General features: G+C 66.9%; 14 protein-coding genes and 2 pseudogenes. 13 read left to right on the top strand and 3 right to left on the bottom strand.

The window, feature by feature from the left end; all coding sequences use genetic code 11:
• Window positions 1–6 precede the first annotated feature (6 nt).
• From trmD to dprA, 9 genes and pseudogenes are all read left to right on the top strand, one after another.
• Window positions 7–711, top strand: coding sequence for a tRNA (guanosine(37)-N1)-methyltransferase TrmD (trmD, locus tag GTV32_RS06235; protein ID WP_161059393.1), 705 nt, complete (start codon window positions 7–9; stop codon window positions 709–711).
• Window positions 712–749: 38 nt separating this feature from the next.
• Window positions 750–1,724, top strand: a complete 975-nt coding sequence (locus tag GTV32_RS06230) for a hypothetical protein (protein ID WP_161059392.1) — start codon at window positions 750–752, stop codon at window positions 1,722–1,724.
• Between the two features lie 77 nt (window positions 1,725–1,801).
• The gene (gene rplS, locus GTV32_RS06225; protein WP_161059391.1) at window positions 1,802–2,143 is read left to right on the top strand and encodes a 50S ribosomal protein L19; all 342 of its coding nucleotides are present in this window, start codon (window positions 1,802–1,804) and stop codon (window positions 2,141–2,143) included.
• Window positions 2,144–2,161: 18 nt separating this feature from the next.
• Window positions 2,162–3,034 carry a signal peptidase I gene (lepB, locus tag GTV32_RS06220; protein WP_161059390.1) on the top strand — a complete coding sequence of 291 codons (873 nt, stop codon included), beginning with the start codon at window positions 2,162–2,164 and terminating at the stop codon, window positions 3,032–3,034.
• 34 nt (window positions 3,035–3,068) lie between these two features.
• A pseudogene (locus tag GTV32_RS06215) lies at window positions 3,069–3,760 on the top strand (ribonuclease HII).
• Window positions 3,750–4,061: a DUF2469 domain-containing protein gene (locus GTV32_RS06210; protein ID WP_161059389.1), complete on the top strand. Its 312-nt coding sequence runs from the start codon at window positions 3,750–3,752 to the stop codon at window positions 4,059–4,061. The pseudogene GTV32_RS06215 and the gene GTV32_RS06210 overlap by 11 nt, the downstream one beginning before the upstream one ends.
• Window positions 4,062–4,233: 172 nt before the next feature.
• Complete coding sequence (locus GTV32_RS06205; RefSeq protein ID WP_202421655.1) at window positions 4,234–4,656, top strand: YraN family protein; 423 nt, start codon at window positions 4,234–4,236, stop codon at window positions 4,654–4,656.
• Entirely contained in the window at window positions 4,653–6,188 is a 1,536-nt protein-coding gene (locus GTV32_RS06200; RefSeq protein ID WP_343287227.1) for a YifB family Mg chelatase-like AAA ATPase, read from the top strand. The genes GTV32_RS06205 and GTV32_RS06200 overlap by 4 nt, the downstream gene beginning before the upstream one ends.
• Entirely contained in the window at window positions 6,185–7,309 is a 1,125-nt protein-coding gene (gene dprA / locus GTV32_RS06195; protein ID WP_161059387.1) for a DNA-processing protein DprA, read from the top strand. Before GTV32_RS06200 ends, dprA begins: the two co-directional genes overlap by 4 nt.
• A 17-nt stretch (window positions 7,310–7,326) precedes the next feature.
• Here dprA and GTV32_RS06190 read toward each other — a convergent pair whose 3' ends face one another.
• On the bottom strand, window positions 7,327–7,890 hold the full coding sequence (locus GTV32_RS06190; protein WP_161059386.1) for a TetR/AcrR family transcriptional regulator: 564 nt from the start codon (window positions 7,888–7,890) through the stop codon (window positions 7,327–7,329).
• 145 nt (window positions 7,891–8,035) lie between these two features.
• Between GTV32_RS06190 and GTV32_RS06185 the strand changes: the two genes are divergently transcribed.
• Both GTV32_RS06185 and GTV32_RS06180 read left to right on the top strand, forming a co-directional pair.
• On the top strand, window positions 8,036–8,896 hold the full coding sequence (locus tag GTV32_RS06185; RefSeq protein ID WP_161059385.1) for a siderophore-interacting protein: 861 nt from the start codon (window positions 8,036–8,038) through the stop codon (window positions 8,894–8,896).
• 75 nt (window positions 8,897–8,971) lie between these two features.
• A complete protein-coding gene (locus GTV32_RS06180; RefSeq protein ID WP_161059384.1) occupies window positions 8,972–9,901 on the top strand; it encodes a tyrosine recombinase XerC in 930 nt (309 codons plus the stop codon).
• Here GTV32_RS06180 and GTV32_RS06175 read toward each other — a convergent pair.
• Window positions 9,849–10,460 carry a M23 family metallopeptidase gene (locus tag GTV32_RS06175; protein ID WP_161059383.1) on the bottom strand — a complete coding sequence of 204 codons (612 nt, stop codon included), beginning with the start codon at window positions 10,458–10,460 and terminating at the stop codon, window positions 9,849–9,851. The two genes, GTV32_RS06180 and GTV32_RS06175, sit on opposite strands and share 53 nt — an antisense overlap.
• A 328-nt stretch (window positions 10,461–10,788) precedes the next feature.
• Between GTV32_RS06175 and rpsB the strand changes: the two genes are divergently transcribed.
• Both rpsB and tsf read left to right on the top strand, forming a co-directional pair.
• Window positions 10,789–11,613 (top strand): 30S ribosomal protein S2, encoded by an 825-nt coding sequence (gene rpsB / locus GTV32_RS06170; RefSeq protein ID WP_161059382.1) that lies wholly within the window; start codon window positions 10,789–10,791, stop codon window positions 11,611–11,613.
• A gap of 80 nt (window positions 11,614–11,693) precedes the next feature.
• Entirely contained in the window at window positions 11,694–12,518 is an 825-nt protein-coding gene (gene tsf / locus GTV32_RS06165; RefSeq protein ID WP_161059381.1) for a translation elongation factor Ts, read from the top strand.
• A gap of 33 nt (window positions 12,519–12,551) precedes the next feature.
• Here the strand turns inward: tsf and GTV32_RS06160 are convergent.
• Window positions 12,552–14,278 (bottom strand): annotated as a pseudogene (locus tag GTV32_RS06160) (MFS transporter).
• Window positions 14,279–14,296 lie beyond the last annotated feature (18 nt).

The following is a 14,296-nucleotide window of genomic DNA, read 5'->3' as shown; positions in this document are numbered from 1 at the left end:
CTGACGATGCGCATCGACGTCGTATCCATTTTTCCCGAGTATCTGGACCCGTTGCGGGTTGCCTTGCTGGGCAAGGCGATCGACGCCGGCCGCATCAGTGTCGAAGTACACGATCTGCGCAAATGGACCCATGACGTGCACCGCAGTGTCGACGACTCGCCCTACGGCGGCGGGCCGGGGATGGTGATGAAGCCCGAGGTGTGGGGCCCGTGTCTGGACGATGTGTGCCCCGATGAGGCGTTGCTGGTGGTCCCGACGCCCGCGGGCGTGCCGTTCACGCAGGCGACCGCACAGCGCTGGAGCCACGAAGATCATCTGGTCTTCGCCTGCGGGCGCTATGAGGGCATCGATCAGCGCGTGTTCGACGACGCGGCTCGCCGGGTACGGGTGGAGGAGGTGTCGCTCGGCGATTTCGTCCTCATCGGTGGTGAGTCCGCCGCGATGGCGATGATCGAGGCCACCGTGCGGCTGATCGACGGCGTCCTCGGCAATCCTCGATCACACCAAGAGGATTCATTCTCCGACGGGTTGCTCGAGGGGCCGAGCTACACGCGCCCGGTGACGTGGCGAGGTCTCGACGTGCCACCGGTGTTGCTCAGTGGCGACCATGCGAAGGTGGCGGCCTGGCGGTATGAACAGTCGCGGGCGAGGACGCAGGCGCGCCGGCCCGATCTGCTGCCGGGCGACTGGCCTGGTGATCGAGGCGAGTGAACGCCCCGCGGGACGAGTGGCGGCATTAGCCTTGGCGTGTGCACCACTGGCTCTCGAACAGGGCCGCCGACTGGATGTCGCACGACATCATCGAGCGGGGACGGTTGCCGCTGTTGGTGTTCTTCCTGGGCCTGATCGTCGGATTCGTCGTGATCCGCATCAGCGTCCGGCTGATCCGAGCCGATGTGCGGTGGTGGTTCTCCAACGTCACCGCGGGTGACACCCACATCCACCACGTGGTGTTCGGTGTGGTGCTGACCTTGTTGTCGGGACTCGGGTTGATCGCCTTCGCGCTCAGTGGCGACCAGGCGGCCATGTCGGTCCTGGCCGGACTGTTCGGCATCGGTGCCGCGCTGATCCTCGACGAGTTCGCGCTGATCTTCTACCTCCGTGACGTCTACTGGTCGCAGGAGGGGCGGACGTCGGTGGATGCGGTCTTCATCGCACTGGCCGCCACCGGCATGATCCTGCTCGGTTTCCGGCCCCTCGACCTCTACTTCGACGCCCTCCACGACCTGCGCGTCGGACGCACGTTCGTGGTCGATCTGATCGCCGCCGTGCTCAACCTGGCCCTCGCCGCGATCGTCGTCCTGAAGGGCAAGGTGTGGACCGGGGTGATCGGGGTGTTCGCGTGGCCCCTGCTGATCGTCGGTGTGATCCGACTGGCGCGTCCGACCTCGCCGTGGGCGCGGTGGCGATACCTGTCACGACCGAGGAAGCTGGAGCGCTCGATCGAGCGGGAACGGAAGCTGCGGCGCCCGTTCGTCAGGGTGAAGATCTTCCTGCAGGATCTCATCGCCGGTCGACCCGACGTCTTGCCGCATGTCCGGACCGCAACCGAGGATCGGCTCGACCACGTGGTGCATCCGGCGCCCCCGCCACCGGCGATTTCGCCGCAGCGGGGTCTGTCTGGCACAATAGTCGGGTTGCCTGGCGATGATGTCCCACCTGCGGGACGTGGTCCCGGGACGCACCTTGACTCGGAGCACGAACCGGTCGAACCTCACACATGATCACCCGCCGGTCGGGGGTCGAGTGCGGGCCGCCAGGTTCCTCTGTTCACGCGAACCGCCAGATTGGACCCATCACGATGAACACCCTCGACTTTCTCGACAAGCAGTCGCTGCGCGACGACATCCCCGATTTCGGACCCGGTGACACCCTCGACGTCCACGTCAAGGTCATCGAAGGCTCGAAGGAGCGCGTCCAGGTGTTCAAGGGCGTCGTGATCCGTCGTCAGGGCGGCGGCGTGCGCGAGACCTTCACCGTTCGCAAGGTGTCCTTCGGCGTCGGCGTGGAGCGTACCTTCCCGGTGCACAGCCCGAACATCGCCAAGATCGACGTGGTCACCCGTGGTGACGTGCGTCGCGCGAAGCTCTACTATCTGCGCGATCTGCGCGGTAAGGCAGCCAAGATCAAGGAAAAGCGCTGACGCGTCTACCCTGACGACGTGGCCGACACACACTCCACGGGTGGGGAATCCGAACACACTGCCGACCGCTCGTCCTCCAAGGCGGGGGACTACGGCTGGGACCACGACGGCGACCACCCTGATGAGCGCCCGTGGCGCACCAAGGGTGACAAACCCGAGAAGCGTGGCTCGCTGCTTCGCGAAGCCGTCATCATCATCGGCTGCGTTCTGCTGCTGACCTGGCTGTTGCAGACGTTCATCGGACGGCAGTACGTCATCCCGTCCGAATCGATGGAACAGACCCTGCACGGTTGTGCGGGTTGCACCAACGACCGGATCGTCATCGACAAGCTCTCGTATCGCTTCGGCGACCCCAGCCCCGGCGACGTGGTGGTGTTCAAGGCCCCGAGCGAATCGTGGGACGGCGCGTGGCTCTCGCCCCGCTCCGAGAATCCGGTCGTGCACGGTCTGCAGGACGGTCTGTCGTGGTTCGGATTCGCACCGCCCGACGAGAACGACCTCGTGAAGCGCGTGATCGCGACCGGCGGCCAGACGGTGGAATGCAAGAACTCCGAGAACGTCGGTGTGAAGGTCGACGGCAAGCCGTTGAACGAGCCGTACGTCGACAAGGCGTTGCAGGCCGAGGACGTCGCGGCCGGCAACGAGATGGCCGCAGGTCCCGACGGTCAGCCGAACGCCTGCTACGGGCCCGATTTCGGCCCGGTCAAGGTGCCCGACGGCAATGTGTGGGTGATGGGGGACAACCGCGCCAATTCGGCGGACTCCCGATTCCACATGGAGGACGAGTTCCACGGCACGGTGCCGGAGAGCGACATCCGCGGCAAAGTTCGTTTCATCATCTATCCCTTCTCGCGGATCGGTGGTGTGTCCTCGCACAATCCCCAGTCATGAACTCGGGGATCGCGCTGGTGTGGGGAGGTGAGGTGTGAGCCGTTGGCCTCCGCGGTTCCCGATTCGTCGTGCCGCCAGCCTGCGCACCTTCGAGTTCGCGCTGCACCGCAATGGACTCGGGCCGGTCGCCGGCGTCGACGAAGCAGGCAGAGGAGCGTGTGCGGGCCCGCTTGTGGTGGCCGCGTGTGTCCTCAAGCCCACGCAGATCGCGTCGCTCGCCGATCTCGACGACTCCAAGCGCCTCACCGAGACGGTGCGTGAGTCGTTGTACACAGCGGTGACGAAGTACGCATTGAGCTGGAGCGCGGTGATCATCGACGCGGACGAGATCGACCGGATCGGCATCCATGTCGCGAACATCGAGGGGATGCGCCGCGCGGTCGCCGGGCTCGACGTGACCCCGGGTACGTGCTCTCGGACGGATTCGTCGTGCCGGGACTGACGGTACCGTCGCTGCCGGTGATCGGGGGCGATGGCGCGGCTGCCTGCATCGCGGCCGCCAGCATCATCGCCAAGGTCACCCGAGACCGGATCATGGTGGCGATGGACGCAGACCTGCCAGGCTACGATTTCGCGGTTCACAAGGGCTACAGCACGGCCCGCCACATGGCGTGCATCGACCGTCACGGACCGTCGGTGCAGCACCGTATGTCCTACCGGAATGTCGCCGCGCGGGTGACGACCGGCCCCGACCCGACCACGATAGGCTTGACGAATGAGTGCTGAGGATCTCGAGAAGTACGAAACCGAGATGGAACTCTCCCTGTACCGCGAGTACAAGGACATTGTCGGTCAGTTCACCTACGTGGTGGAGACCGAACGGCGCTTCTACCTGGCCAACGCGGTGGAGATGGTGCCCCGCAACACCGAGGGCGAGATCTACTTCGAGCTCCGGATGTCCGACGCCTGGGTCTGGGACATGTACCGGCCGGCCCGCTTCGTCAAACAGGTCCGGGTCATCACGTTCAAGGACGTGAACATCGAAGAGCTCGAGAAGCCGGAACTCCGCCTCCCCGACGAACCCTGATCGGTTTCGTAGCAACAGTCCGCGTGTGCCGCGGATTACTGCTACGGAATCGTCGTCGGGGTGCGGGTTGGGGTGTGAGGTCGGGTGTTCACATTCTGTGAACGATCCACAGAACGGGTCGAATCCGTGGTTGCCCGACTGAATCGTCGCTGCGCGCGGCCATGCTCATGTCATGAGCGACAACGTATCCCGGCCGCCCGGGTCGAGCCCGCCCCGGCGCCCCCGCAGCGCGGACATCGGCAGGCTGGGTGAAGATCTGGCCGCCGAACACGTGCAGGGTCTCGGCTGGACGGTCCTGGAGCGTAACTGGCGCAACCGATACGGCGAACTGGACCTGATTGCCGCCGACGGCTCGGTGCTGGTCGTCGTGGAGGTGAAGACGCGCGCGTCTCGGGTCTTCGACGATCCGGCCGCGGCCGTGACGCCACTGAAGCTCGCCCGGATGCGTCGTCTGACCCGACAGTGGCTGGCCGAGAACCGCACGCAATGGTGGAGCCGGATTCGCTTCGACGTCCTGTCTGTCCAACTCGATGCGCGCGACCCCATGGCCGTCGGCCGGGCGGTGGTGCGTCGTCATCAGGGAGTGTTCGAGTGAGCGAGCCGGGGCTCGTCACCGGGCTCGGTCGTGTGCATTCGGTGGGACTGAACGCATTTGCTGCTCGCGAGATCGAGATCCAGGCGAACGTCGGGCAGGGGTTGCCGGGCTTCGCGGTCACCGGCACAGTCGACGCATCGCTCCGTGAGGCCCGTGACCGGGTACGCGCGGCAATCTCCAACAGCGCGTTGAAGTTCCCGGACATGAAGGTGACGGTCTCCCTCGCGCCGGCCGATCTTCCCAAGGCGGGATCGTCGTTCGACCTCGGCATGGCATTGGCGATCCTCGCCGCGACCGAACAAGTCGCCACCACACGGTTGGGCCGCACGGTGTTCCTCGGCGAGCTCGGCCTCGACGGCGGGTTACGGCCGGTGCGCGGCGTATTGCCTGCCCTGAAGCGGGCTCGTGACTGCGGCTTCTCCCATGCCGTCGTGCCGATCCCGAACATAGCCGAGGCGGCCCTGGTCGCCGATCTCGACGTCGGCGGTGCGCAGACGTTGGGGGAGGTCGTCCGCTGGCTGGCAGGCGATCATGTGCTGGACACGGTCTCCGACGCCGAGGGTGCCCCGCCACCGCCGGCGGTCGCCGACCTCGGTGATGTCGTCGGTCAGGCCGAAGCTCGCCACGCCCTCGAGATCGCCGCTGCGGGTGCGCATCACGTCTTGATGACGGGACCTCCCGGCATCGGCAAGACGATGCTCGCGCGGCGACTGCCCGGCATCCTGCCTGCGCTGTGCCCCGAAGAATCCCTGGAGGTGACCGCCATCCACTCCATCGCCGGAACCCTGCGGGCCGGCCATCCGCTCATCACCGATGCACCGTTCGTCGCGCCGCATCACACGACAACCGTGACCGCCCTGCTCGGCGGCGGTACGGGGATGGCCCGTCCGGGCGCCGTCTCCCGTGCCCACCGCGGCGTCCTGTTCCTCGACGAATGTGCCGAGATGGGGGCAAAGGTTCTGGACTCATTGCGACAACCCTTGGAGGAGGGCGAGGTTCGTGTCTCGCGACGAGACGGCGTGGCGACGTACCCGTCTCGTTTCCAACTCATCATGGCGGCGAATCCGTGTCCCTGCGCACCGGCACACGACATCGACTGCGTCTGCTCCGCCATCGCCCGACGGCGGTATCTCGGAAAGCTGTCGGGTCCGTTGATGGATCGCGTCGACATCCGAGTACGCATGGATCCGCCCGGCAACACAGCATTGATGAGCTCGGTCGAGGAGACCAGCGCGACGGTACGCGAGCGCGTCTCGCGCGCCCGGGCAACCGCGATCGAGCGATGGTCGGACCACGGCTGGCTGACGAACGCCGAGGTTCCGGGTGCGTCCCTGCGGCAGCAATACCGATTGTCGCCCAAGGCATTGCGGCCAATCGAACTCTTCCTGCGTGACGGAAGGGTGACCGCCCGCGGCGCCGATCGCGCAATTCGACTCGCCTGGACCTTGGCCGACCTCAAGGGCTGTACGGTGCCCGGTGAGACAGAGATCGCCGAGGCGTTGCTGTACCGGGACCGACGAGGTCACCGATGAGCGGCGACGCCGAGCGGCGAGCGTGGGCGTACCTGGCCAGGGTGGCGGAACCGCCGTGCTCTGCGCTCGAAGCGCTGTGTGATCAGCTGGGCCCTGTGGAGGCGGCAGCCGCAGTTCGCGCCCGCGTGGTGCCCGCCGGTCACGAGCGGGTGCTCGATGCCACCGGTGCGCGCGCCGACATCGACACTGCCGCAGAAGACCTCGAGATCGCGGACCGGATCGGTGCCCGTCTGATCACCCGCGACGACGCGGAATGGCCGGGCTGGCCGCTCATGGCCTTGAGTCAGTCGGACACGGCCGCCCGCGGCGGGGAACCGTTGGCACTGTGGGTCCGTGGACCGGGCCGACTGGACGAACTGGCGACGACGGGTGTCGCGCTGGTCGGTTCACGTGCCGCGTCCGGTTACGGCGAACAGGTCGCGTCGGGCCTCGCGTCCGGACTCGCCGCAGAGAACTGGACGGTGACCTCGGGTGGTGCATATGGGATCGACGGAGTCGCACACCGCGCGGCATTGGCTTCCGAAGGAATGACGATGGCCGTCATGGCGTGTGGGATCGATCGCGACTATCCGGCCGGTCACGCACGCCTTCTCGCGGCGATCGCCGAGCGCGGTCTCGTCGTCTCCGAGTACCCGCCCGGTACCACCGCGGCCAAACATCGCTTCCTCACCCGGAACCGCCTGGTGGCCGCGATGTCCGATGCGGTGGTGGTTGTGGAGGCCGGCCGTCGGTCGGGGGCGGCGAACACTGCCGCGTGGGCCCGCAAACTCGGCCGGCCGCTCGGCGCGGTACCGGGCCCGGTCACGTCGGCGACATCCATCGGCTGTCATCAGATGATCGCCGACGATCTCGCCGTCCTGGTGGCCGACACCCGATCCGTGATCGCACTCGCGGCTCCCGACGGCACACCCGACATCGTCCGGGGCCGAACGCGTTCCACGGACGATCTCAGCGGAGACGAGCAACGCGTACACGATGCGTTGCCCGGCCGAGGGGCGGTCACGATCGAGGAGATCGCGTTTTCCGCGGGTCTCGACATCCCTGTCGTGCGAACCGCTCTGGCCCGGATGGACGTCAGTGGGCACGTGGTGCATGCCGAGGGCATGTGGCGCTTGCCATGAGACGACAGCGTGCCGGGTCAGCGCCCTGTGAGCAGATCGACGAAGATCCGGGCGTCATCGTCACTGGCCGGGCCGTGGCGGCGACGTGCGTGCAGATAGCCGATCCCGGCGTACAGCAGGGTCGTCGCACGCGCGTGCGCCTCCGGTTCATCGAATCCGAGCTCACGCATCGCCTCATGCGCCACGTCGAAGATCTGGTCGTCGAGTGCGGCCACGGTGTCCGCCAGGGACTCATCGGTTTCCGCCCAGGTGCGAACGGCGGATTCGACTGTCCAGCGCCGTGGATCGGAAACCAGCCGGACCATCTCTTCGATGCGTTGCACCGGCGGCAGGGTCTGCAATTCCGCCAGGGTCTGCCGCGCCGACTCCTCGACTTCCCGGCAGTGATCGGCCAGTGCCGACATCAGCGCGGCGATATCGGTGAAGTGCCAGTAGAAGCTACCTTTGGTCACTCCGAGATGGGTGCACAGTCGTGAGATCTTGATCGCTCCGACGCCCTCGGTGATCAGTAACTGCATCGCGGCATCGAGCCAGTCGTCCACGGTCAGGCGCGATCCACGTCGAGAGGACGGCTCCGGCATGTTGACCTCGATGGGTTGTGACTCTGTACTGACAATTCGACGACCTGAACTCCCAGGTTAGATCACTCCGGGAATCGGGCGCGGCGTATCGATTTTACTTAGGATTACCTAACGCGGCGTACTGTGGTGCCCGAGAGGAGGCTTCATGGCCAAACACATGAACATCATGACGGTGCTTCGACGCGAGCAGCTCAGCCCGCACTTCGTCCGTCTTCACCTCGGTGGCGAGGACTTCGAGCGTGTCATTCCCGACGGCGATTCCGATACCTGGGACACCGATCTCTACATCAAGATCGCGTTCGGTCCCGACGGTGCGCCATTCCAGGGCGACGTCGACCGCAAGGAGATACGGCTCATGCCACCCGCGGAGCAGCCGGTCCTGCGTACCTACACCGTGCGTTCGATCGATCGGGACCGCCGTGAGATGGCCGTCGACTTCGTCGTCCACGGCGACGAGGGCATCGCCGGCCCGTGGGCGGCGACCGTCGAACCCGGTGCGGCGGTCCGGTTCTTCGGGCCGGGTAGTGGTTACCGGCCCGATCCCTCGGCTCCGTGGCATCTGTTGGCAAGTGACGAGGCCGGACTCCCGGCAGTCGCCGCGGCACTCGAGGCCTTGCCCGATGACGCTGTCGCGAAAGTGTTCATCGAGGTCGCAGGTCCCGCGGACGAGCTGGAGCTCGCGGCTCCTGCAGGCGCGCAGATCGTCTGGGTTCACCGTGGCGGTCCAGCGGGCGACGTCGGCGACGATCGTGCCGGCGACAACTCGCCTCTGATCGCGGCGGTCCGCGACGCCGACTGGCTCGATGGGGAGCCGCACGTGTTCATCCACGGCGAGGCGCAGGCGGTGATGCACAATCTGCGCGCCTACGTCCGCAAAGAACGCGGCGTCGGGGCGAAGAAGGCATCGATTTCCGGATACTGGCGTCGCGGCCGGACCGAAGAGGGCTTCCGAGAGTGGAAGTCGGAGCTGAAAGCCGCCGAGGAATCCGCGGGAGCGACCGTCTAGCGGTCCCGGGCACGATCTGGCAACGGGCCGCGTGGCCGGTTGCGCTCGACCTCGAAGACTAGTTCCCTCGACGCCATGACCGCAGAGTCCGCGCCCTCTCCGCCTTCCGGCGACGGCGGGCTCATCGACGATTTCACCACGTTTCTCACCTACGAGAAGGGGCACAGCGCGCACACCGTGCGCGCGTATGTCGGTGACGTCCGCGGCCTCGTGGCATTTGCAGGTGCGCGCGGCGTGGCGGTCGGCGACATCGACCTGTCGTTGCTGCGGAGTTGGCTCGCCGATCACACACGCCGCGGGGTGGCGCGTACATCGATCGCGCGTCAGGTGTCGTCGGCCAAGTCGTTCTGCGCGTGGGCCACACGTGAGGGCGTCTTCGGTGCCGATCCGTCGACCCGTCTGCAGGCCCCCAAGGCGCACCGGACGCTGCCCGTGGTGCTGGCGCCCGACCAGGCCGCCGCGACGATGCGTTCGGTCGGCGATCTCGGGGCCGGTGACGACCCGGTCGCGTTGCGGGACCGCGTGGTGGTGGAGTTGTTGTACGCCAGCGGTATTCGTGTCGGAGAGTTGTGCGGGCTCGACGTCGGAGATGTCGACGTGCAGCGGGGCGTCCTGCGGGTCACGGGCAAAGGGAACAAGGAACGGTCGGTGCCGTTCGGGCAGCCGGCCGCGGTCGCGATCGATCGATGGCTGGCCAACGGGCGACCGGCGCTCGCCGGCCCGTCGTCGGCGGATGCTCTCCTGCTCGGAGCGCAGGGTGGCCGACTCAATCAGCGGATGGCCCGGCGAGTGGTTCACCGGGCGGTGGAGGCCGCGGGCGGGCCGGACATGGGGCCGCACGGACTGCGGCACAGCGCCGCCACCCACCTCCTCGAGGGCGGAGCCGATCTCCGCGTGGTGCAAGAATTGCTCGGGCATTCTTCGCTCGCGACAACGCAGCTCTACACCCATGTCAGTGTGGAACGGCTGCGTGCGGTTCACCGGCAGGCACATCCACGGGCCTGACTCCGTCGACCGGTTTGAGTCGGACCCGCAGCGCGCCGATCAGAGCGAGCGGGTTCAGATAGACCGCGGACCGGCCCTTTCCCCGTCGAGCGCCCCAGTGCAGACAGGCGGGTGCCGAGCATCCCTCATGCCCCGCGGATACCGTGCCGATGGTCTGACCGCGACGAACGGTCGCGCCCGCCCGGACCGACGGTCGGACCGGCTCGTATGTTGTGATCAGCCCATCGGCGTGATGTATCGACACCACCGGGCGGCCGGCGACCACGCCCGCGAACTGCACCGTGCCGGGCCCGGCTGCGCGGATCGCGGCGCCCGGTGACGTGGAGAGGTCGACTCCGCGATGACCCGGCTGCCAGCGGAGCTCCGGAGGATCGAAGCCGCGGACGACCGCGGCGGGCGGTGCCAGTGGCAACCGGAATCGTGGACCCGCGGCCGCCCCGATCCCCGGCAGTGCGTACAGAAGCACGCCGACGACGATCAGTTCCGACAACGCGGACACGATCACCCGTACGAGACGCGAACGGTGCCGTCGTCGGGTCCGGCGGTCGTGGGTGGCCATGGAACATCAGACGCACGCGGGCGCGGATCGGCTCCCGTCGAGATGTCGCAATTGGAGATGGCCGCATCGGTTCGGGTCGACGGCCTACCCAGATTTTGTTTTTCGGCAGGTGACCGGCGTAAACTTGCCGACGCACCTCATCGGTTTCGGTGAGGTGACTTCGCGCGCCTGCGTTGCGAACCGCAAATCTCCTCGTGAGCGGTTCATCACGCCTGGTGGGCGGTCCCGGTTGCGGTCGATTGCCGCGATCCGGGTCCACCACGGCGGCAGGCGCCAGGATCGGCACCGACCGGTGTCGATGTCAACTGCACACAAAGGAAATGACGACATGGCTGTCGTGACCATGAAGCAGCTGCTGGACAGCGGCGCACACTTCGGGCATCAGACCCGCCGTTGGAACCCGAAGATGAAGCGATTCATCTTCACCGACCGCAACGGCATCTACATCATCGACCTGCAGCAGACGCTGACCTACATCGACAAGGCATACGAGTTCGTCAAGGAGACGGTCGCCCACGGTGGCACCATCCTCTTCGTGGGCACCAAGAAGCAGGCGCAGGAATCGATCGCCGCAGAGGCGACTCGCGTCGGCATGCCGTACGTCAACCAGCGCTGGCTCGGTGGCATGCTCACCAACTTCTCGACCGTCCACAAGCGCCTGCAGCGTCTGAAGGAACTCGAGACCATGGAGCAGACCGGTGGCTTCGAGGGGCGCACCAAGAAGGAAATCCTCATGCTCACGCGTGAGAAGAACAAGCTCGAGCGCACCCTCGGCGGTATCCGAGATATGGCCAAGGTGCCTTCTGCTGTTTGGGTCGTGGACACCAACAAGGAGCACATTGCTGTCGGTGAGGCACGCAAGCTCAACATCCCGGTCATCGCGATCCTCGACACCAACTGCGACCCCGATCTCGTCGACTACCCGATCCCGGGCAACGACGATGCGATCCGCAGTGCCGCACTGCTGACCCGCGTGGTCGCCTCCGCCGTCGCCGAGGGTGTGCAGGCACGTGCCGGCCAGTCCTCCGACGATTCCAAGCCGGAAGCGGGCGGCGGCGAACCGCTGGCCGAGTGGGAGCAGGAACTGCTCACCCAGGCCACCGCGCCCGCGGGTGGCGAGGCCGGCGCCGCCGGTACCGCTCCTGCTCAGTAGGAACCAGTCCTGAGGTCTCCCCGGGCCGCGACCCGGCCCGGGGAGGCATCCGACACTCTCTCTAAGGAGGCTCGCCGACGATGGCGAACTACACCGCAGCCGATGTGAAGCGTCTCCGCGAACTCACCGGCTCAGGAATGATGGACTGCAAGAACGCACTCGCGAACAACGACGGCGACTTCGACAAGGCTGTCGAAGAGTTGCGTATCAAGGGCGCCAAGGACGTCGGCAAGCGCGCCGAGCGCTCAACCGCCGAGGGTCTCGTCGCAGCCAAGGACGGCGTGCTGATCGAGCTCAACTCGGAGACTGACTTCGTCGCGAAGAACGCCGAGTTCCAGGAACTCGCCGACCAGATCCTCGACGCCGCAGCCGTCGCCAAGACCAGCGACGTCGACACGCTCAAGGCCGCGGCCCTGGGCGGGGGCACCGTGGACGAGGCCGTCGCCGCACTGTCGGCCAAGATCGGTGAGAAGCTCGAACTGCGTCGGGTTGCCTACTACGACGGACCGGTCGCCGTGTACCTGCACAAGCGCGCTTCGGATCTGCCGCCGGCCGTCGGTGTGCTGGTGTCCTACACCGGTGAAGGGGACGACGCCGCCGAGGCCGCACGTGGCGCGGCCATGCAGGTTGCCGCACTCCGCGCGAAGTATGCGACCCGCGACGAGGTGCCCGCCGACGTGGTGGACAACGAGCGCCGCATCGCCGAGCAGACCGCGAAAGAAGAAGGCAAGCCCGAGCAGGCGCTGCCGAAGATCGTCGAAGGGCGCGTCAACGGCTTCTACAAGGATGTCGTGCTGCTCGACCAGCCGTCGGTGCAGGACTCGAAGAAGACCGTCAAGGCTCTTCTCGACGAGGCCGGCGTGACCGTCAACGGTTTCACCCGCTTCGAGGTCGGCCAGTCCTGACCTGTTGAGCACTCGACAACCCCGTGTCACCGATCAGGTGGCGCGGGGTTGTTGCTGTCCGGGGTGGTGCTCGCCGCGGATACGCGATCCGAGGGCCAGCGCGAGGCCGCCGATCGCCACGCACACCACGGCGAGAACCCACAGCGTCGTCTGAAAGGCCCCGACGAAACTACGAGCGGCCACCGACCGGCCCGCCGCCCGCAATTCGTCCTGCGCCTCGACCACCAGATCGGCGGCCGGCCCGGATTGCGCAGACGGATCGGCGCCACAGCCCGGCGCCGGTCGGTCGGGATGGGGCGACGTCAGCTGGCCGGTCGCGCAGTCTGCGAACCGGTCGGCCATCGGTCCGCGGAACAGTGGCTCGACGGAGGTGTTCTGCAGATCGGCCACGAGGTCCGCACGCACCACGGGCACCGCCGACTGAGCGTGGGTCGCGACCTGACCGAAGAAGAACAAGGTCACGACGGCCAGCCCGATGGACGCGCCGATCTGCTGCACGGTCGGAACGCATCCCGACGCCGACCCGATGTTCGTCTCGGAGGTGTCGGACAGGATCGCCGTCTGCAGCGGCGCGACGAACAGGCCGGTGCCGACGCCGCCGACCACCAGTGGTGCGATCACCGCCGCGACGGACATCGTGCCGCTGGTCGGCTCCAGGATCAGTCCCACCCACGCGAGGCCTGCACCCAGGACAAGTGCGCCGGCGCACAATGTCCGGGCCGCGCCGATACGGGAGACGACGGCGGGGGAGACGACCGACCCCACGGCGCCGCCGACCGCGAACGGCAGCGCCAGCAGCCCGGTGCGCAACGGTGAGTAGCCGAGACCGAACTGGGCCGAGACGGAGACCGTGAAGAAGAAGCCGGCGAACACACTGAAGAACAGCAGCGAGAGCGACAATCCGACAGAGAAGCGACGGGACGCGAAGAGATCCACCCGCAACAGGGGTGCGCCGCCACCGGCGAGGAGGCGTCGTTCGACGACGACGAAAATCGCGAGCAGCAGTACCGAGCCACCCATCATCACCCAGAGTCGCGGCGGCCAGTCCTCCTGACGCCCCACCGCGAGGGGATACAGCAGCAAGAACAGGCCGGCGGTCGACAGGGCCACGCCACGCAGATCCAGGCGTGGCGCCGGAACCTCACGGAGTTGGGGCAGCCGGCGCCATGCCAACGCGCAGGCGACCACACCGAGCGGGACATTGACGAGAAAGATCGTCCGCCAGCCCCACCCGAGGACGTCAGAGGTGACGAGGACACCACCGATGACCGGCCCGAGCATGGCGGCGAGACCCGCGACGGCGCCATAGATCCCGAACACGAGGCCGTGCCGGGACTTGGGGAACAGTGCGGCGATGAGCGCCAACGTCTGCGCCGACATGAGTGCGGCACTCACCCCTTGGGCCCCCGGAAGACGATCAACTCCACTGGACCCCGCGCCAGACCGCAGAGCACTGAGGTCACGGTGAACGCGATGATCGCAGTGACGAACACCCGTCGCCGTCCGAGACGACCGCCCAGTGTCGCTGCGGTCAGCAGGGTGCACGCGAATGCCAACGTGTACACACTGAGGACGAAGAGTTGCTCGGAGGTGGATGCCCCGAGGTCGACGGTCAGGTCGGGCAGGGCGATGTTGACGATCGTCGTGTCCAGCATCTGCATGAACAGGCCGAGCAGACATCCGGCGAGGGCCAACCATGCCGCACGATCGGCCCGCTCGATTGTGGCGCAATCCCGCTGAGCCGTCCCGGCTCTCGTCATCTGTCGCTCTGTCATCGT

Origin of the sequence: Gordonia sp. SID5947 (genome assembly GCF_009862785.1) — a bacterium.
Lineage (GTDB): Bacteria > Actinomycetota > Actinomycetes > Mycobacteriales > Mycobacteriaceae > Gordonia.
The sequence above is the reverse complement of the archived record's forward strand: the minus strand, read 5'-3'. Positions and strand labels throughout refer to the sequence as shown.